This window comes from Planosporangium thailandense, from assembly GCF_011947195.1.
Lineage (GTDB): Bacteria > Actinomycetota > Actinomycetes > Mycobacteriales > Micromonosporaceae > Planosporangium > Planosporangium thailandense.
In genome coordinates this window covers 48,109-64,676 of the sequence record NZ_JAATVY010000029.1, presented here as the reverse complement: position 1 = coordinate 64,676, position 16,568 = coordinate 48,109, and the positions used below count along the sequence as shown (strand labels likewise).

The following is a 16,568-nucleotide window of genomic DNA, read 5'->3' as shown; positions in this document are numbered from 1 at the left end:
TCCCCTCGTCCCCCACCACGCTGTGGGGAAGCGTCGCGCCTAGCTTAGGACCTTCTTCGTCCATACCCGATCGGACTGAAGGGATCCCGCCGGCAGGGCAGCCCGGTGTGCCCGATCAGACAATAAACCGCTATCGGAAAGCGGATATCTGCGTGGGATGACCGAAAAGTCCACCTGCGCGGATCACAGCGCATGTCCGACAATGCCGGATCGGGACCCCGACATCGACATCGGGGACCGCTAACGGGGAGGACACCCATGCCACGACCTGCCGGACGCGATCCACGGCGCTGGACCGCCGGCCTCATCTGCCTCACCCTGCTGACCGCGGGGCTCGGCGGCTGCTCGTCGAACGCGCCGGACGACACGCTCAACCGGTTCGCGCGGGGGCTCGCCAGCGGCGACTTCGGCAGTCTGAACGTGCTCACCTCATCGGGGCAGCCGGTCACGAAGGACATGCTCACCAAGCTCGAAGGAGACCTCGCCGGCCAGAAGCCGACCGTCAAGGTGGGCAAGCCGACCGTCAACGGCGACTCCGCCACCGCGCCACTCACCTACTCGTGGCCGGTCGGAACCGGCGTGAAGTGGGAGTACAAGAGTCTCGCGAAGGCCCAGAAGAACAAGGACGACAAGTGGCAGGTCTACTTCGACCCGACCACGCTGCACCCTGACCTCACCGCGGGCGACACCATCGCCGTGAAGCACACCGCCGCCGATCGCGGCAGCATCCTCGACGGCTCGGGCGCGCCGATCACCACCAAACAAAAGATCATCACGGTACGGGTACAGCCCAACGAGGTACACGACGCCGACGGCACGGTGAAGGTCATCGACGCGGCCCTCAAGTCGATCAAGAGTGACATCGGCGACATCGACCTCGGTACGCTGGCGCAGCAGATCAAGGCGGGCGGCACGGCGCCGATCGACGTCATCTCCCTGCGCGACCCCGTGTACCAGAAGATCCGCAGCACCATCCACGACCTGGCGGGGCTGTACTTCGGTGAGAGCTACCGGATGCTCGCGCCGACGCCCACGTTCGCGAAGGCCCTCCTCGGCCAGGTCGGCGACGTCACCAAAGAGATCATGGACAAGAACCCCGGCAAGTACCAGATCGGGGACCAGGTCGGCCTCGGCGGTCTGCAGCAGCAGTACGACAGCCTGCTCGGCGGCTCGCCCGGCGTGTCGGTCGTCATCCGGTCCGCCAAGGACGGCGACGGCTCGTCGGGCAAGGAGCTGTTCCGCGCAGACCCCAAGCCGGGCGGGAACGTCAAGACCACCCTCGACCAGAAGGTGCAGAACGCGGCGGACGCGGCCCTCGCGGGCCAGCCGAACCGGTCAGCGCTGGTCGCGGTACGGGTCAGCGACGGGTCGATCCTCGCGGTGGCCAACGGTCCGAACGGGGGCGATCTCGACCTGGCGCTGACCGCGCAGGTGCCGCCCGGCTCCACCTTCAAGACCGTCACGGCCCTCGGGGTACTCGACAACGGCTCGGCCAAACCCGACACCACCGTGTCCTGCCCCAAGGAGTACACCGCGCCCGGCGGTACCCCGATCCACAACGCGCACGACTTCGTGCTCGGCGACGTACCGCTGCACGTGGACTTCGCCCAGTCCTGCAACACGGCGTTCGCGCAACTGGGGGCGAAGCTGGGACCGGACGGCCTCGCCGCGACGGCCAAGACGGTCGGCATCGGGGTTCCGTGGGACCTCGGCACCCCGGTCTTCTCGGGCAGCGTGGCCAGCGGTGCCGACCAGGCCGAACAGGCCGCGGCCGCCTTCGGGCAGGGCAAGACGCTGGTGTCGCCGGCGGCGCTGGCCGGCGCGGCGGCGGCGGTCGCCCGGGGCCAGTGGCAGCAGCCGAAACTCGTCACCGAGCCGGCGCCCGCCAAGCCGGCCGCGGCCGGGGCGCAGCTGAAGGCCGAGTCCGTGGCGGCGCTCAAGCAGATGATGCGCGAGGTCGTCACCGACGGCACGGCCAAGTCGATCAACGGGACACCGGGGGCGCCGATCTACGGCAAGACCGGGACCGCCGAGTTCGACAACAACGACCCGAACAAGACGCACTCGTGGTTCATGGGCTTCCGCGGTGACGTCGCGTTCGCCGTGTTCGTGGAGAACGGCGGGCTGAGTACCGACAACGCGGTGCCGATCGCCGGGAGGTTCTGCGCGGCGCTCGGCTAGGTTCTCCCCACGATCTTGGACACTTGGCGGGCCTATAACCCCGCCAGGTGTCCAAGATCGCAGAAGAGATCAGGCGGTCTCCGCGGGCGGCTCGACCGGAGTACGCGCGGTGGGTACCTGGCCGTTGCCGGCCGCGCGTACCTGCTCGGCCAGGCCGGCGAACGGACGGGCCGGGTCGACTGAGCCGGACCCGGTCGCCTCGGCGTCGCGATCCACCGCCGGGGTCGTCTCCTCGGTGTTTTCGCCGCGCCGCCGCAACGGGACACCTCCGCCGCGTCTCCGCGCCAGCGCGGCCCGGTCGGCGTTGAACGTGTCGGAGAAGGCGAGACGGTCGAGCGCCGAGCGGCGCGGCGTGGGCGCCCCCAGCGGCCGTCGCGGGCCGGTGACCTCCTGACCGGCAGCAGCCGCCGCAGGCTCGACAGCCTCGGCCGGCTCCTCGGCCGGCTCCTCGGCCGGCTCCTCGGCCGGCGTAGGCACGGCGACCACCATCGGCGCGGGCTCGGCGACCACCATCGGCGCGGGCTCGGCGACCACCATCGGCGCAGGCTCGGCAACCGCCGCCACCGCAGGCTTGGCCACCGCGCGATCGGCAACCGCCGCCACCGCGGGCTCGGCCACCTCGGCCGGCGCAGGTCCGACAGCCTCGGCCGGTATCACCGTCACGCCGTCGTCGACCGTGGTGGCCACGGGCGCGAGCGGGCGCGGGAACGGCTGCACCGACGGTTGCCGGGGCACCCGAGGTAGCTCCGGTGGAGCGGCCGGCGCCAGCGCGCCCCAGTCCAGCGGGGCGACACCGGTCGCCGGGGACAGCCCGGCCACGAGCGAGTCGACGAGGTCGGCGGCGTACACGCCGTTCGGGTCGTAGTCCGGGTCGAACACGGTGATCTCCACGCCCAGGCAGTGCGGCGTCGCGACCAGCCCGGACAGCAGCAGTTCCAGCTCGGCGTACGCGATTCCGCCCGGATCGGGGGCGTCGACCGCCGGCATCACGGCCGGGTCGAGCACGTCCACGTCGAGGTGCACCCAGTAGCCGATACAGTCGCCGAGCAGCCGGCGGGCCCACTGCGCGGAACGGGCCGCGCCCTCGGCGCGCAGTTGCGGCGCGGCACGGTGCGCGATGCCGGCCGCGTGCAGGTCGGGTCGGTGTTCGTCGTGGCTGCGGATGCCGAGCACGACGACGTCGCGGTCGCGGAAGTACGGGCAGCGGTTCTCGATGTCGGTCAGGTCGGCCTGCCCGCGCCCGGTCGCCAGGGCCAGGTCCTCACCGGCGGCGGCGCCCACGTACGAGGCGTTGCCGGGGTGCCGGAAGTCGGCGTGCCCGTCGACGTAGACGAGTCCCACGCGGCCGTCCACAGCGGATGCTCGCCGGCGGGCCGCGAGCGCGCTGCCGAGCAGGATCGAGCAGTCGCCGCCGAGCACGACGGGGAACTCCCCGGCGTCCAGCAGCGCGCCGATCCGGTCGGCTAATCGCCGCGAGTACCAGGCGATCTGGCCGGCGTGCGCCACCCCGTCGCCCGGGCGCCAGTCGCCCGGGTCGAAGCGGGGTGGCGTGACACAGCCGGCGTCACGCGCGGACAGCCGCGCCACGAGGCCCTGATCGCGAAGCGCGCCGGGTGCTTTCGCACAGCCCGGTACGGAGGTTGCGGTCGGTGGCCGCAGCCCTAAGTTGGACGGCGCGTCGAGGACTGCGATCCGGCGCATCGCGACCGTGCCCGCTAGAACAGCGCGTTCGCCAGCGCGCGCCGCGCCGCGGCGACCGCGGGATCGTCGGGACCGGCCATGGAGAACAGCGACAGCAGGTGCTTGCGTACCCGCTCGCGCTCGTCTCCGGACGTGCGTCGTACCAGGTCGACCAGGCGGTTGTAGGCCTTCTCGGCGTGGCCGCTCAGGACCTCGATGTCGGCCGCGAGGGTCTGCGCGTCGACGTCGTCGGGCCTGGCCTGGGCCGCCGCGATGGCCGCCGGCGCGTCGACCCCGGAGACCCGCCGCAGCAGCCCGACCTGGGCCAGACCCGCCTCGGCCGCCGCATCGGCGGGGCTTTCGGCAAGGATCTTCCGGTAGGCCTGCTCGGCCGCGTCGAGATCCCCGTTGACCAGGGCTTCGTCGGCCGCGTCGAGGCGCGGGTCGGCCGGTGTCTCCACCTCGACCCCGCCCGCTTTCAGGACCGCGTCGATCCATTGCCGCAGCTGGGTCTCCGGCACGACGCCGGTGAACGCGTCGATCGGCTGGCCGCCGACGACGGCGTAGACCATCGGGATGCCCTGCACCCGGAACATCTGGGCGAGCCGGGGGTTGGCGTCGACGTCGACCTTGGCGAGCACCCACGTGCCGCCACCCTCGACCGCCAGCTTCTCCAGCACCGGTGACAGCTGCTTGCACGGGCCGCACCACTCGGCCCAGAAGTCGACCACGACGGGCGTGGTGAGCGAACGCTCGAGCACCTCGCTCTGGAAGGTCGCCTCGGTCACGTCGATGACGGTCACGCCCCCACCGCCGGGCGCGGCCGGTGCCTGGCCGCCGTGGGACACCGACCCCGGCGAGCCGGCGCCTGCAGCGGCTGGGCCACCCGCCGTGGCCGGGCGCTGCGCAGCCGCCGAACTGGCGCGCAGCGCTCCGAGGTCCACCGCCCCGCGGGTGAAGATCGAGGAACTGGTCCGTGGATCGCTCATGGTCTCTAGTCTGGCACGATGCCCTGTCGGGTGTTCAATGCTGGCGGGAATGATCTCCCTGACGGGTTGCGGACGTTTAGAAGCGGGCCGGTTCGCGGTACACCCCCCAGACGCCCCGCAGCGCGTCGCAGATCTCACCCAGCGTCGCCTCCGCGCGGGCCGCGTCGAGAATTGCGGGGATCATGTTCGCGTCGGTGCCCGCCGCCTCCACCATGCGGCTCAACGCGACCTTTACGGCGTCGTTGTCGCGGGACGCGCGTCGCTGCGCGAGTACCCTCCGCTGTTCTATCTCGACCTCGTGCGAGATCCGCAGGATCTCCAGGTCGCGCGCGACGGTACCGGTGTGGCAGTTGACCCCGACGATCTTCTTGTCGCCCTTTTCGAGCGCCCGCTGGTAGGCGAAGGCGCTGTCGGCGATCTCGGAGGTGAACCAGCCGTCCTCGATCCCGCGCAGCAGCCCTGCGGTGATGCTCCCGTCGGAGCCCATCTCCCGGATCCGGGCGAAGATCTTCTCCGCCTCGGCCTCCAGCCGGTCGGTGAGGGCCTCCACGTACCAGGAGCCGCCGAGCGGGTCGGCGACGTTCCCGACGCCGGTCTCCTCCATGAGCACCTGCTGGGTGCGCAGGGCGATCTCGGCGGCCTCGTCGGTCGGCAGCGCGAGTGTCTCGTCGAGGGCGTTGGTGTGCAGTGAGTTGGTGCCGCCGAGGACGGCGGCGAGCGCCTCGACCGCGGTGCGGACGACGTTGTTGACCGGCTGCTGCGCCGTGAGCGACACCCCCGCGGTCTGGGTGTGGAACCTCAGCCACAGCGCGTTGGCATCGGCGGCGCCGTAGACGTCGCGCATCCAGCGTGCCCAGATCCGCCGGGCGGCCCGGAACTTGGCGATCTCCTCGAAGAAGTCGATGTGCGCGTCGAAGAAGAAGCTCAGACCGGGGGCGAAGACGTTGACGTCCAGCCCGCGCGACCGGCCCAGTTCCACGTACCCGAACCCGTCGGCGAGCGTGAAGGCGAGCTCCTGCGCGGCGGTCGCGCCCGCCTCCCGGATGTGGTAGCCGGACACCGACAGCGGCTTGTAGCGGGGGATCTCGTCGACGCAGTACTCCATCAGGTCGCCGATGAGACGCAGGTGCGGCTGCGGGGCGAACAGCCACTCCTTCTGCGCGATGTACTCCTTGAAGATGTCGGTCTGCAGCGTGCCGTCCAGCTGTGACCGGTCCGCGCCCTGACGCTCCGCGGCGACCAGGTACATGCAGAAGATCGGCACGGCCGGGCCGGAGATCGTCATGCTCGTCGTGACGTCCTGCAGGGGGATGCCGTCGAAGAGCACGTCCATGTCGGCGGCCGAGTCGATCGCGACGCCGCAGTGGCCGACCTCGCCGACCGACTGGGGGTCGTCGGAGTCGCGGCCCATGAGCGTCGGCATGTCGAACGCGACCGACAGGCCACCTCCGCCGGCGCCCAGCAGCATCTTGTACCGGGCGTTGGTCGCACTCGCGTTGCCGAAACCGGAGAACTGCCGGATCGTCCAGGCACGGCCGCGATAGCCGGTCGGGTACAGGCCGCGGGTGTACGGGTACTCCCCCGGCCAGCCGATCCGCTCGAAGCCGGGGACGTCGGCGCCGGGCGGCGGCCCGTACACCGGGTCGACGGTCCTCCCCGACAGCGTGGTGAAGTCCGCGTCGCGCTTGCGGGCCGCGTCGTACCGGCGCTGCCAGCGCTCACGTCCGGCCTCGATCTCCTGGGCGTCCATGCGGAACCCCCTCGTCGCGAACGCTCGTGACGTCCCTCTGTAGCCGATGGTAAGGGCTACCCCTGAACGATCGCTAAGCCTCGAGGGTGTCGAGAAGCTCCTTCGCGGCGGCGTACGGGTCGAGCTTGCCGGCCGCGACCCGGGCGGCGAGCGCCGGCAGCGCCTCGCCGTCGCGGAGCGACCCGATGCGGGCGCGCAGCGCGCCGAGGGCGATCGCCTCGACCTCGGCCGCGGCCCGCGTCTCCCGCCGGCGGGTCAGCTCGTCGTGTTCGACCATCCACCGGTGGTGCTTGTCGATCGCGGCGAGCACGTCGTCGATGCCTTCGCCCCGGTTCGCGACCGCCCGTACGACCTGCGGCCGCCACTCGCCGGGCCCGCGCTCCCCCAGCCCGATCATGCCCTGGATGTCCCGGTAGGTCGCATCGGCACCGTCGCGGTCGGCCTTGTTGACGACGAACACGTCGGCGATCTCGAGGATGCCCGCCTTGACCGCCTGGATGGCGTCGCCCATTCCGGGGGCGAGCAGCACCAGTGTGGTGTCGGCCAGGCTCGCGATCTCGACCTCCGCCTGTCCCACGCCGACGGTTTCGATAAGCACCACGTCGCAGCCGGCGCCTTCGAGTACCCGGACCGCCTGCGGGGTCGCCGCGGCGAGGCCGCCGAGGTGGCCCCGGCTCGACATGGAGCGGATGTACACGCCGGAGTCGGTGGCGTGGTCCTGCATGCGTACCCGGTCGCCGAGGATCGCCCCGCCGCTGAACGGGCTCGACGGGTCGACGGCCAGGACGCCCACCCGCCGGCCGCGCGCGCGGAACGCGCGTACCAGCTCGTTGGTGGTGGTCGACTTGCCCACGCCCGGCGAGCCGGTCAGCCCGATCACCTGCGCCGAGCCGGTGTGGGGGGCGAGGGCCGCCGCGACCTCGGGCAGGACCGGGTCGTCGTTCTCGACCAGGCTCACCAGCCGGGCGACCGCGCGGTGGTCACCCTCCCGCGCGGCCGCCACCAGCGTGGGTACGTCGCGGCTGCGCCGGATCGACGTGGCGGCCGGTGCGTTCACGCCCGGGGTACCCGCAGCAGCAGCGCGTCGCCCTGTCCACCGCCGCCGCACAGGGCGGCGGCGCCGAGGCCACCGCCGCGGCGCTTGAGCTCCAGCGCGAGCGTGAGGGCCAGCCGGGCGCCGGACATGCCGATCGGATGGCCGAGCGCGATCGCGCCGCCGTTGACGTTGACCTTGTCGGCGTCCACGCCCAGCTCCTTGGTGGAGTGGATGCCGACCGCCGCGAACGCCTCGTTGATCTCGATGAGGTCGAGGTCGTCGACGGTCCGGCCCTCCTTGGCGAGGGCGTGCTTGATGGCGTTGGCCGGCTGGGCGAGCAGCGAGTTGTCCGGGCCGGCGACGTTGCCGTGCGCGCCGATCTCGGCGAGCCACGAAAGGCCCAGCTCCTCGGCCTTGGCCTTGCTCATGACGACCACGGCGCAGGCGCCGTCGGAGATCGGCGACGAGGTGGCGGCCGTGATCGTGCCGTCCTTGGTGAAGGCCGGCCGCAGCTTGGCCAGCGACTCGACCGTGGTCTCCGGGCGGATCTGCTCGTCGTCGGTGACGACGATCGGGTCACCCTTCCGCTGCGGGATCTCGACGGGGACGATCTCCTCGGCGAAGTGGCCGTTCTTCTGCGCGGCCGCCGCGCGCTGGTGGCTGGCGGCGCCGAAGGCGTCCTGGTCGGCCCGGGCGATGCCGGCCTTGGCGGCGTGCCGGTCGGTCGACTCGCCCATCGACACGCGGTCGTACGCGTCGGTGAGGCCGTCGAGCGCCATGTGGTCGGAGATCGTCACGTCGCCGTACTTGTACCCCTGCCGCTGCCCCGTGAGCAGGTGCGGCGCGTTGGTCATCGACTCCATGCCACCGGCCACGACGATGTCGAACTCGCCGAGCCGGATGAGCTGGTCGGCGAGCGCGATCGCGTCGAGGCCGGACAGGCAGACCTTGTTGACGGTCAGCGCCGGCACGCTCATCGGGATGCCGGCCTCGACCGCCGCCTGCCGGGCCGGCATCTGGCCGGCACCGGCCTGCAGCACCTGACCCATGATCACGTACTGCACCTGCTCGGGAGCCACGCCGGAGCGCTCCAGAGCCGCCTTGATGGCGATGCCGCCCAGCTTCGTGGCCGGGAAGTCCTTGAGGGCGCCGAGCAGTCGTCCCATCGGGGTGCGCGCGCCGTTGACGATCACCGAGCTCATGGATACAGGCCCTTCGCGAGGTATCTCACAGGGAATACTTAACGAGGATTAGGTCAGACTAACGCCATGACGGACCAGTCTTCGACGTTGTCTATCTCACCCGAGCCGATCGGCCTGCTGCGGATCGATCATGTCGGCGTGGCCGTGCCCGACCTTGACGCCGCAATTGAATTCTACGGCCGGGTATTCGGCATGACCTGCGTGCACATGGAGACGAACGAAGAACAGGGCGTACGCGAGGCGATGCTGTCCGTGGGCCCGGACCCGTCCGGCGGCTGCATCCAACTGCTGGCCCCGCTGTCGCCGGAGTCGACGATCGCCAAGTTCCTCGACCGCAACGGCCAGGGGGTGCAGCAGGTCGCGTACACCGTGCGCGACGTCGACGCGGCCTGCGAGGCCCTGCGGGACCGGGGGGTGCGCCTGCTCTACGACCAGCCCAAACGGGGTACGGCCGACTCCCGGATCAACTTCGTGCACCCCAAGGACGCCGGCGGTGTCCTCGTCGAACTCGTCGAGCCGGCGGTCTCGCACGCCTGACCATCGGCCACCGCCGGAGCCCGGTCCGCGGGCGGCGGGCCGGGCCGGCCCGGCCCGCCGCCCGCCCATCCGTTGAAAGTTGTGCCCCGCCCCGGGTCTGAGACCGCCCCTTCCGGGAAGTCGTAACGGGGACGAACGCCAGTTCGTGCACTTTTTCACACCACGGTTCCAGACGGAGGCTACTGGGCAGTAACATCGAAGATCACGCGAGACGCTCGACGGTGTCGTCACGTCTCGTCGCGGCCGCGACCGTCACCACGCGCCACGCAGCCACCGCCCGGGCACCCCGCGGGCGAAACATCGCAGCTTGACCCCATATAGCGGCACCACATATACCCGGCGGGCTCGAACCGGCGCAGGCTGGTGGCGTCGCCGACCTATCCACGACCACCTCTTGCGAAAGGTAGCGCCGTGAAGGACATTCTCGAGGCGATCATGGCTGCGGAGAATGCGGCGGATCCCGCCCGGGAACTCGCCTCGATCTCCGGTCTCCCGGTTCCGGACAGTTATCGCGGCGTGGTCGTACGCGCCGACGAGTCGACCATGTTCGAGGGCCTGCCCACCCGGGACAAGGACCCGCGCAAGGCGCTGCACGTCCAGGAGGTGCCGACCCCGGAACTCGGCCCGGGCGAGGCGATCGTGGCGGTCATGGCCAGCGCGGTCAACTACAACACCGTGTGGACCTCGATCTTCGAACCCGTGTCGACGTTCAAGTTCCTGCACCGCTACGGCAAGGTCTCGCCGCTGACCAAGCGCCACGACCTGCCGTACCACGTGGTCGGCTCGGACCTGGCGGGCGTCGTGCTGCGCGTCGGCCCGGGCGTGACGAAGTGGAAGCCCGGCGACGAAGTGGTCGCGCACTGCCTGAGCGTCGAGCTCGAGGACGCCGAGGGGCACGACGACACGATGCTGGACCCCCAGCAGCGGATCTGGGGCTTCGAGACGAACTTCGGCGGCCTTGCCGAGCTCTCCCTGGTCAAGGCCAACCAGCTGATGCCGAAGCCGAAGCACCTGTCGTGGGAGGAGGCGGCCTGCCCCGGCCTGGTCAACTCCACCGCGTACCGGCAACTGGTCTCGCACCACGGCGCCCAGATGAAGCAGGGCGACACCGTCCTGATCTGGGGCGCCTCCGGCGGCCTGGGCAGCTACGCCACCCAGTTCGCCCTCAACGGTGGCGCGCAGCCCGTCTGCGTGGTGTCCAGCCCGGAGAAGGCGGAGCTGTGCCGGCGGATGGGCGCGGAGCTGATCATCGACCGCAACGCCGAGGGCTACAAGTTCTGGAAGGACGAGCAGACCCAGGACCCCTCGGAGTGGCGCCGCTTCGGCGAGCGCATCCGCGAGCTGACCGGCGGCGAGGACCCTGACATCGTGTTCGAGCACCCGGGCCGGGAGACGTTCGGCGCGAGCGTCTACGTCGCCAAGAAGGGCGGCACGATCGTCACCTGCGCATCCACCTCCGGCTACATGCACCAATACGACAACCGGTACCTGTGGATGAGCCTCAAGCGCATCATCGGCAGCCACTTCGCCAACTATCGCGAGGCCTGGGAGGCCAACCGCCTCATCGCGCGCGGTGCGATCCACCCGACACTGTCGAAGGTGTACAGCCTGGAGCAGACCGGGCAGGCGGCGTACGACGTGCACCGCAACGCCCACCAGGGCAAGGTGGGCGTGCTCTGCCTGTCGCCCGAGGAAGGTCTGGGCGTCCGCGACCGGGAAAAGCGCGCCCGCTTCGAGACAGAGATCAACCGTTTCCGCGGACACTGAGTTTCGGCGGACACTGAGTTCCCTCGGACACTGACCGTCGGTCACCGGCAACAGGAGTGACCGATCGGCGAGCCCGGAATAAGCTCCGCGTCGGGCGGGCCACAACGTTGTGGCCCGCCCGACGCGGCCGGCATTTCAACGCGCTCCGTAACGGCAGTCGGACGCCCGTTCGTGCGCACCCGGCAGCCGAATGATCATGTTGCGTGCGTAATAGCGCACATTGGATATCCGACGCGCAAACACACTCTTGCGAAGGTCAGGGGTGAGTCTGCCAGTATGTGCCAATGCCCCAGCAGCAGCAGCAACAGAACATCGCATTCTTCGACAACGCCAACGCCGGCTCCGAGTTCAGCGTTGTCTTGCGCGGTTACGACCGCGCTCAGGTCGATGACTTCATCGGGCGACTGAACGGCGCGCTGACCCAGGCCGAACAGGCACGCGGCGAAGCCGAACAGCGGATGAACGAGGCGCAGCGCCGGCTGCGCCAGACCGAGCAGCGACTCAGCGCGGTGGAGCAGAAGCTCACCGACACCAGCAAGCAGCTCGAGGAGAACAGCCGGCCGACGCTGTCGGGCCTCGGCACCAGGGTCGAGCAGATTCTTCGGCTCGCCGAGGAACAGGCGAACGACCACCGCAGCGAGGCGAAGCGGGAGGCGGAGGGGATCGTCTCCGCCGCGCGGCTGGAGGCCAGGGAGATCACCGACAAGGCCCGCGCCGAGGCCGCCGCGATGAAGGCGACGGCCGAGCGCGAGGCGAGCAACCTGCGTACCGCCGCCGAACGCGAAGCGGCCGAGGTCCGTGTGCAGGCCCGCCGCGAGGCCGACACGCTGCGCACCGACGCCGAGCGCGAGACCAAGCAGCTGCGTACCGCCACCGCGCACGAGGTCGCCGAGCTGAAGGCGACCGTGGAGCGCGAGGTCGCCACGCTGCGGGCCACGGCCGAGCGCGAGATCACCCAGCTTCGCGCCAAGGCCGCGCGCGAGGCGGAAGAGAAGCGCGCCGAAGCGACCAAGCTGCTGACCGACGCCCGGGACAAGCGCGACAAGGACCTGCAGGCGCTGCAGCTGGAGCTGGCGGAGCGGCGCGAGCGGGCCGAGCGCGAGGAGTCGCAGCGCCACGCCGCCGCCGTCGCGCAGACCCAGAAGCTCGTCAGCGAGGCGGAGCAGCGGGCGAACGCCGCGGAGGAGCGGGCCAAGGCGATCGAGCAGCGGGCCGAGGCCCGGCGGGTGGAGTCGGAGCGGACCGCGTCCGAGACGCTCGAGAAGGCCAAGGCACTGGCCGAGAAGACGATCAGCGAGGCTCGGGCCGAAGCCAACCGTCTGCTCACCGAGGCGCGCACCGAGGCCGAGCACACGACAACGGCCGCGCGCCGCGAGGTCGAGGACCTCACCCGTCAGAAGGACGCGGTCACTTCCCAACTCGGTCAGATGCTCTCCGGCCTGGCGGGCATCGTCCCCACGTCCAACCCGGCGCCGGGTGCCGAGAACGCCAAGAAGGCCGACAAGGTCGAGAAGACGGGCGACGGCGCGACGAAGGTGAACCTCTAACGGGAGTACTCCCTGCTGGTGGCTGATGCCTGACCTCGTCGGCAGGCATGGGGGTCCCGTCACGCGGCTTTTGCGCCGAGCGTGACGGGACCCTGCGTGTGAGGATGGGGCCATGTCGCACGGCGGTGAGGTCTTTTCGCTGAGCCAGAGTCCCGTTGCCGAGGCCGGCTTCGACATCGCACTGCGTGGCTACGAACGCCGCCAGGTCGACCGGTACGTCAGCCATGTAGAGGCTGAAGTCGCGGCGCTCAGTGCGGAACGCGACGAAGCCTACGCGCAGGTTCAGCATCTGTCGCTTCAGATCCATGAGCTAAATGGACAGATAAGCGACCTGCGAAAGTTGGCGACATCCGACGTGCGCCGTTCGTTCCGCCACCTCGGCCCCCATGTGGAACAGATCCTCACGCTCGCCGAGGAGCAAGCGGACGCCATCAGGGCCAACGCCATCGACACGGTCGAGCGCAACCGAGCCGAGGCGCACAAGATCCTCGAGGACGCCCGCGAGCGCGCCAACCAGGCTTTCCACGACTTCGAACTGGCCCTCGATACGCGCCGCAAGGAGGAGGACAGGGACGCTGCCGCCCGCCGGGAAGCGCTGGAGGCGGAGGTCGCCGAGGCCGAGGAGTTCGCGCGCGAGGTCCGCGCCCGCGCGGAGGAGCTGTACGGCTCGACGCAGGAGGAGGCCAGGCGCCTTCAGGAAGGCGCGGCCGCCGAGGTCGAGCAGGCCCGGGCCCGGATGGAGGAGGAGTACGCGGAACACCACGCCACCCTGCAGCAGGAACAGCAGAAGATGCTGGAGACCGCTGAGGAGTACGCCCAGCAGGTCCGTGAGCGGGCGGAGGCGCAGGCAACGACGATCGCCAAGCAGGCCGAGCAGCACGCCGCCTCCATCCGCGCCGAGGCCGACAAGGACGCCGAGGAGACGCGCCGCGACGCGAAGCGCGAGGCCGAACAACTCCTCGCCAACGCCCAAGCGACCTTGAAGGCGGCCGAGACCGACGTCCGACAGCTGCGTACCGACGCCGAACGCGAGGCCGACCAGCTACGCAGCCAGGCCCGGGAAGAGCTGGACACCGCCAAGGCCGAGGCCGGCCAGCTGCGCACGGACGCGAAGACAGCCGCCGAACAGCTGCGCACCCGGGCCCAGGAAACGCTCGACGCCGCCACGGCCGAGGCCGAGCAGACGCGCGCCGACGCCCAGAAGAAGGCGGACAAGCTCCTCGCCGATGCGAAGGCGAAGCTGGAAACAGCCGAGACCGACGTCCAACGGCTACGCGCCGACGCCGAACGCGAGGCCGAACAGCTACGCACGCAGGCCCAGGAGAAGCTCGACGCCGCCAAGGCCGAAGCCGAACAGCTACGCGCCCAGGCCCAGGAGAAGCTCGACGCCGCCAAGGCCGAAGCCGAACAGCTACGCACGGACGCGAAGACAGCCGTCGAACAGCTGCGCGCCGAGGCCAAGGCCGCCGCCGAACAGCTACGCACCGACGCCCGGAAGAAGGCGGACAAGCTCACCGCCGACGCCCAGCGCGACGCCGAGCAACTCCTCGCCAGCGCCCAGGCCACACGGGAGGCGGCGCAGGCCGAGGCGCAACAGATACGCGCCGACGCGCGGCGCGCGGCCGAGCAGACGCGCGCCGACGCGAAGAACAAGGCCGGCCAGATCCTCGCGAGCGCGCGGACGGACCTCAAGGCGGCGCAGGCCGACGCGCAGCAGCTACGCGCCGATGCCCAGCGGGCCGCTCAGCAGCTACGTACCGACGCCCGGGCGAAGCTGAAGGCGACCGAGACCGACGCGGGCAAGCTACGCGCCGACGCGGAAGAGGCCGCGCGGCAGCTACGGGCAGGTGCCGAAGCGGACGCCGCACAGCTACGCGCCAGCGCCGGGCGCGAGGCGGAACAGCTTCGGGCGGATGCCGAAGCAGCCCTCGAGCAGCAGCGCGCCAATGCGCAGCGCGAGACCGACCAGCTCCGCGCCGACGCGCGGCGCGCGGCCGAGCAGGTACGGGCCGACGCCAAGGACAAGGCCGGCCAGATCCTCGCGAGCGCGCGGGCGGAGCTGAAGGCAGCCCAGACGGACGCCGCACAGCTACGCGCCGAGGCTGAGCGGCTACGTTCCGACGCCAAGGACAAGGCCGGCCAGATCCTCACCACGGCGAAGGCGAAGCTGGAAGCAGTCGAAGCGGAGGCCGAACAGCTACGGGCGCAGGCTCAGCGCGACGCCGACCAGCTGCGTGCGCGGGCCAAGCGCGAAGGCGAACAGCTCACCGCCCAGCTGGCCAAGCGCGCGGACGAGGCGGAACGTCGGGCGGTCGCCGCCGGCGAGCGCCGCGCCGAGGCGCTCCGGCAGGTCGACGAGGCCGAGCGTCGGCAGGCCGCCGCGCTCACGCAGGCGGAGGAGGCCAAACGGCGCCACGCCGCGGTGCTGGCGCAGATCGAGGACGCCACCGAGCGCCACGCCATGGTGCTGCGCCAGATCGACGATGCCAAGCGGCGTCATGCCGAGCTCGAGCGGCAGGTGGACACGGCGCTGCAGACCCGCGACCAGGCGCAGCATGCGGCCGCGACGGCGCTGCGTGCCGCCGAGGAAGCGGAACGTCAGGCCACCGAGGCGGAGCTCCGCGTCGACGAGGCGCTACGCCTCGCCGAGGAGGCCGAGCGGCTGGCAGCCGAGGCCGAAGAGGAGGCCACCCGGTTGGCCGCGGAGGCCGGCGGCAGCGCCGATCCGGCGCCGGAGGCCGAGCGCGGCGAGGCACAGCAGCGCGCCCGCCGGGTAGACCGGCCCGCTGAGCCCGTCTCCGTCCCGGCGAGCACCGGCGCGGACGCCACGCAGCCCGACGCCCTGCTGGGCGAGGCGAAGGTCAGCGAGGCCGAGGAGTCCGACGACGCGTACGCGGAGCCCGAAGCAGCGGAAGCGAGCCCGGACGCGGCGGACCGGGACGGCGGCGAGGGCGGCGAGGGCGGTGCCCCCGGTTCGTCCAGAGTGGTCGTTGCCGGCCCCCGCCGCAGCCCGGAGAAGGACCTCAGCCGGCGGGGCCCCAAGCGGCGCCCCTCGAAGTGACGGCCCGCCGTCAGCTCGGGCCGGTGCCCGGCCGCGGCACGTCGGAGAACGCGGCGACGGTACGGTCGGCGTACGCGCTCGCGTCGCCGTACTCCATCGGCCCGTCCCACTCCCGCGGCAGCGGGTGCGCGGCCGGGTTGACCCGGCGCACGATCTCGTCGAGTACGGTCTCCGCGTCACCCACCCACAGGTGCTTGGCCCCCGCGATCCCCACGACCTCGGCGTGCGGGATCTCGGCGAAGCGCACCATCGCCTCGTCCGGGCGCAGGTAGTCGTCGAACTCGGGCACCAGCGCGGTGACCGGCTTGTCGGAGCGCGCCCAGACGGCGAGATCCTCGGAGGTCGCCGAGCGCAACGGCGGCGACAGCAGGATGGCGCCGACGACGGCCGGGTCACAGCCGTACCGCAGCGCCAGATCCGTACCGAACGACCAGCCGATCAACCAGACCGCCGGCAGCTCGGCGAACTCCGCGTACTCGATCGCGGCCGCCACGTCGAGCCGCTCGGTCTCTCCGCCGCCGAACTCACCCTCGCTCGTGCCGCGCACGCTGCTGGTACCGCGGGTGTTGAAACGCAGGACGGCCAGGTCGGCGAGGGCCGGCAGCCGCCACGCCGCCTTGCGGAAGACGTGGCTGTCCATCATCCCGCCGTGCGTCGGCAGCGGGTGCAGGCAGAGCAGTGTGGCGACCGGGGGTTTGTCGGCCGGCAACGCGAGTTCGCCGACGAGCGTGAGCCCGTCGGCGGTCTGCAGGGTGATGTCCTCGCGACGGGCGGGCAGGATCGAGTTGGCTCTGATGGGCCGGTTAGACAAGACATTC

General features: G+C 71.2%; 10 protein-coding genes and 1 pseudogene. 5 read left to right on the top strand and 6 right to left on the bottom strand.

The window, feature by feature from the left end; genetic code table 11:
- Nucleotides 1-258 precede the first annotated feature (258 nt).
- Nucleotides 259-2,181 carry a penicillin-binding transpeptidase domain-containing protein gene (locus tag HC031_RS27285; RefSeq protein ID WP_167928302.1) on the top strand — a complete coding sequence of 641 codons (1,923 nt, stop codon included), beginning with the start codon at nucleotides 259-261 and terminating at the stop codon, nucleotides 2,179-2,181.
- A 794-nt stretch (nucleotides 2,182-2,975) separates the two neighbouring features.
- Here the strand turns inward: HC031_RS27285 and HC031_RS33540 are convergent.
- The 5 genes and pseudogenes from HC031_RS33540 to HC031_RS27260 all read right to left on the bottom strand — a co-directional run.
- Nucleotides 2,976-3,882: pseudogene (locus HC031_RS33540) on the bottom strand (arginase family protein); the annotation flags it as partial.
- Between the two features lie 14 nt (nucleotides 3,883-3,896).
- On the bottom strand, nucleotides 3,897-4,850 hold the full coding sequence (locus tag HC031_RS27275; RefSeq protein ID WP_167928300.1) for a tetratricopeptide repeat protein: 954 nt from the start codon (nucleotides 4,848-4,850) through the stop codon (nucleotides 3,897-3,899).
- 76 nt (nucleotides 4,851-4,926) lie between these two features.
- Nucleotides 4,927-6,600 (bottom strand): coenzyme B12-dependent isobutyryl-CoA mutase large subunit, encoded by a 1,674-nt coding sequence (locus HC031_RS27270; RefSeq protein ID WP_167928299.1) that lies wholly within the window; start codon nucleotides 6,598-6,600, stop codon nucleotides 4,927-4,929.
- Nucleotides 6,601-6,673: 73 nt separating this feature from the next.
- Nucleotides 6,674-7,657, bottom strand: coding sequence for a methylmalonyl Co-A mutase-associated GTPase MeaB (gene meaB, locus HC031_RS27265; protein ID WP_167928298.1), 984 nt, complete (start codon nucleotides 7,655-7,657; stop codon nucleotides 6,674-6,676).
- On the bottom strand, nucleotides 7,654-8,838 hold the full coding sequence (locus HC031_RS27260) for an acetyl-CoA C-acetyltransferase (RefSeq protein WP_167928297.1): 1,185 nt from the start codon (nucleotides 8,836-8,838) through the stop codon (nucleotides 7,654-7,656). The genes meaB and HC031_RS27260 overlap by 4 nt, the downstream gene beginning before the upstream one ends.
- A 66-nt stretch (nucleotides 8,839-8,904) precedes the next feature.
- On the opposite strand from HC031_RS27260, the gene mce reads away from it, so the two are divergent.
- From mce to HC031_RS27240, 4 genes are all read left to right on the top strand, one after another.
- Complete coding sequence (gene mce / locus HC031_RS27255) at nucleotides 8,905-9,375, top strand: methylmalonyl-CoA epimerase (RefSeq protein WP_167928296.1); 471 nt, start codon at nucleotides 8,905-8,907, stop codon at nucleotides 9,373-9,375.
- Nucleotides 9,376-9,786: 411 nt separating this feature from the next.
- Nucleotides 9,787-11,142, top strand: coding sequence for a crotonyl-CoA carboxylase/reductase (gene ccrA / locus HC031_RS27250; protein ID WP_167928295.1), 1,356 nt, complete (start codon nucleotides 9,787-9,789; stop codon nucleotides 11,140-11,142).
- Between the two features lie 284 nt (nucleotides 11,143-11,426).
- Nucleotides 11,427-12,689, top strand: a complete 1,263-nt coding sequence (locus HC031_RS27245; RefSeq protein WP_167928294.1) for a DivIVA domain-containing protein — start codon at nucleotides 11,427-11,429, stop codon at nucleotides 12,687-12,689.
- A gap of 112 nt (nucleotides 12,690-12,801) precedes the next feature.
- Nucleotides 12,802-15,750: a hypothetical protein gene (locus tag HC031_RS27240; RefSeq protein WP_167928293.1), complete on the top strand. Its 2,949-nt coding sequence runs from the start codon at nucleotides 12,802-12,804 to the stop codon at nucleotides 15,748-15,750.
- Nucleotides 15,751-15,760: 10 nt separating this feature from the next.
- Here the strand turns inward: HC031_RS27240 and HC031_RS27235 are convergent, their stop codons facing one another.
- The gene (locus tag HC031_RS27235; protein ID WP_167928292.1) at nucleotides 15,761-16,561 is read right to left on the bottom strand and encodes an alpha/beta hydrolase; all 801 of its coding nucleotides are present in this window, start codon (nucleotides 16,559-16,561) and stop codon (nucleotides 15,761-15,763) included.
- Nucleotides 16,562-16,568: the final 7 nt, after the last annotated feature.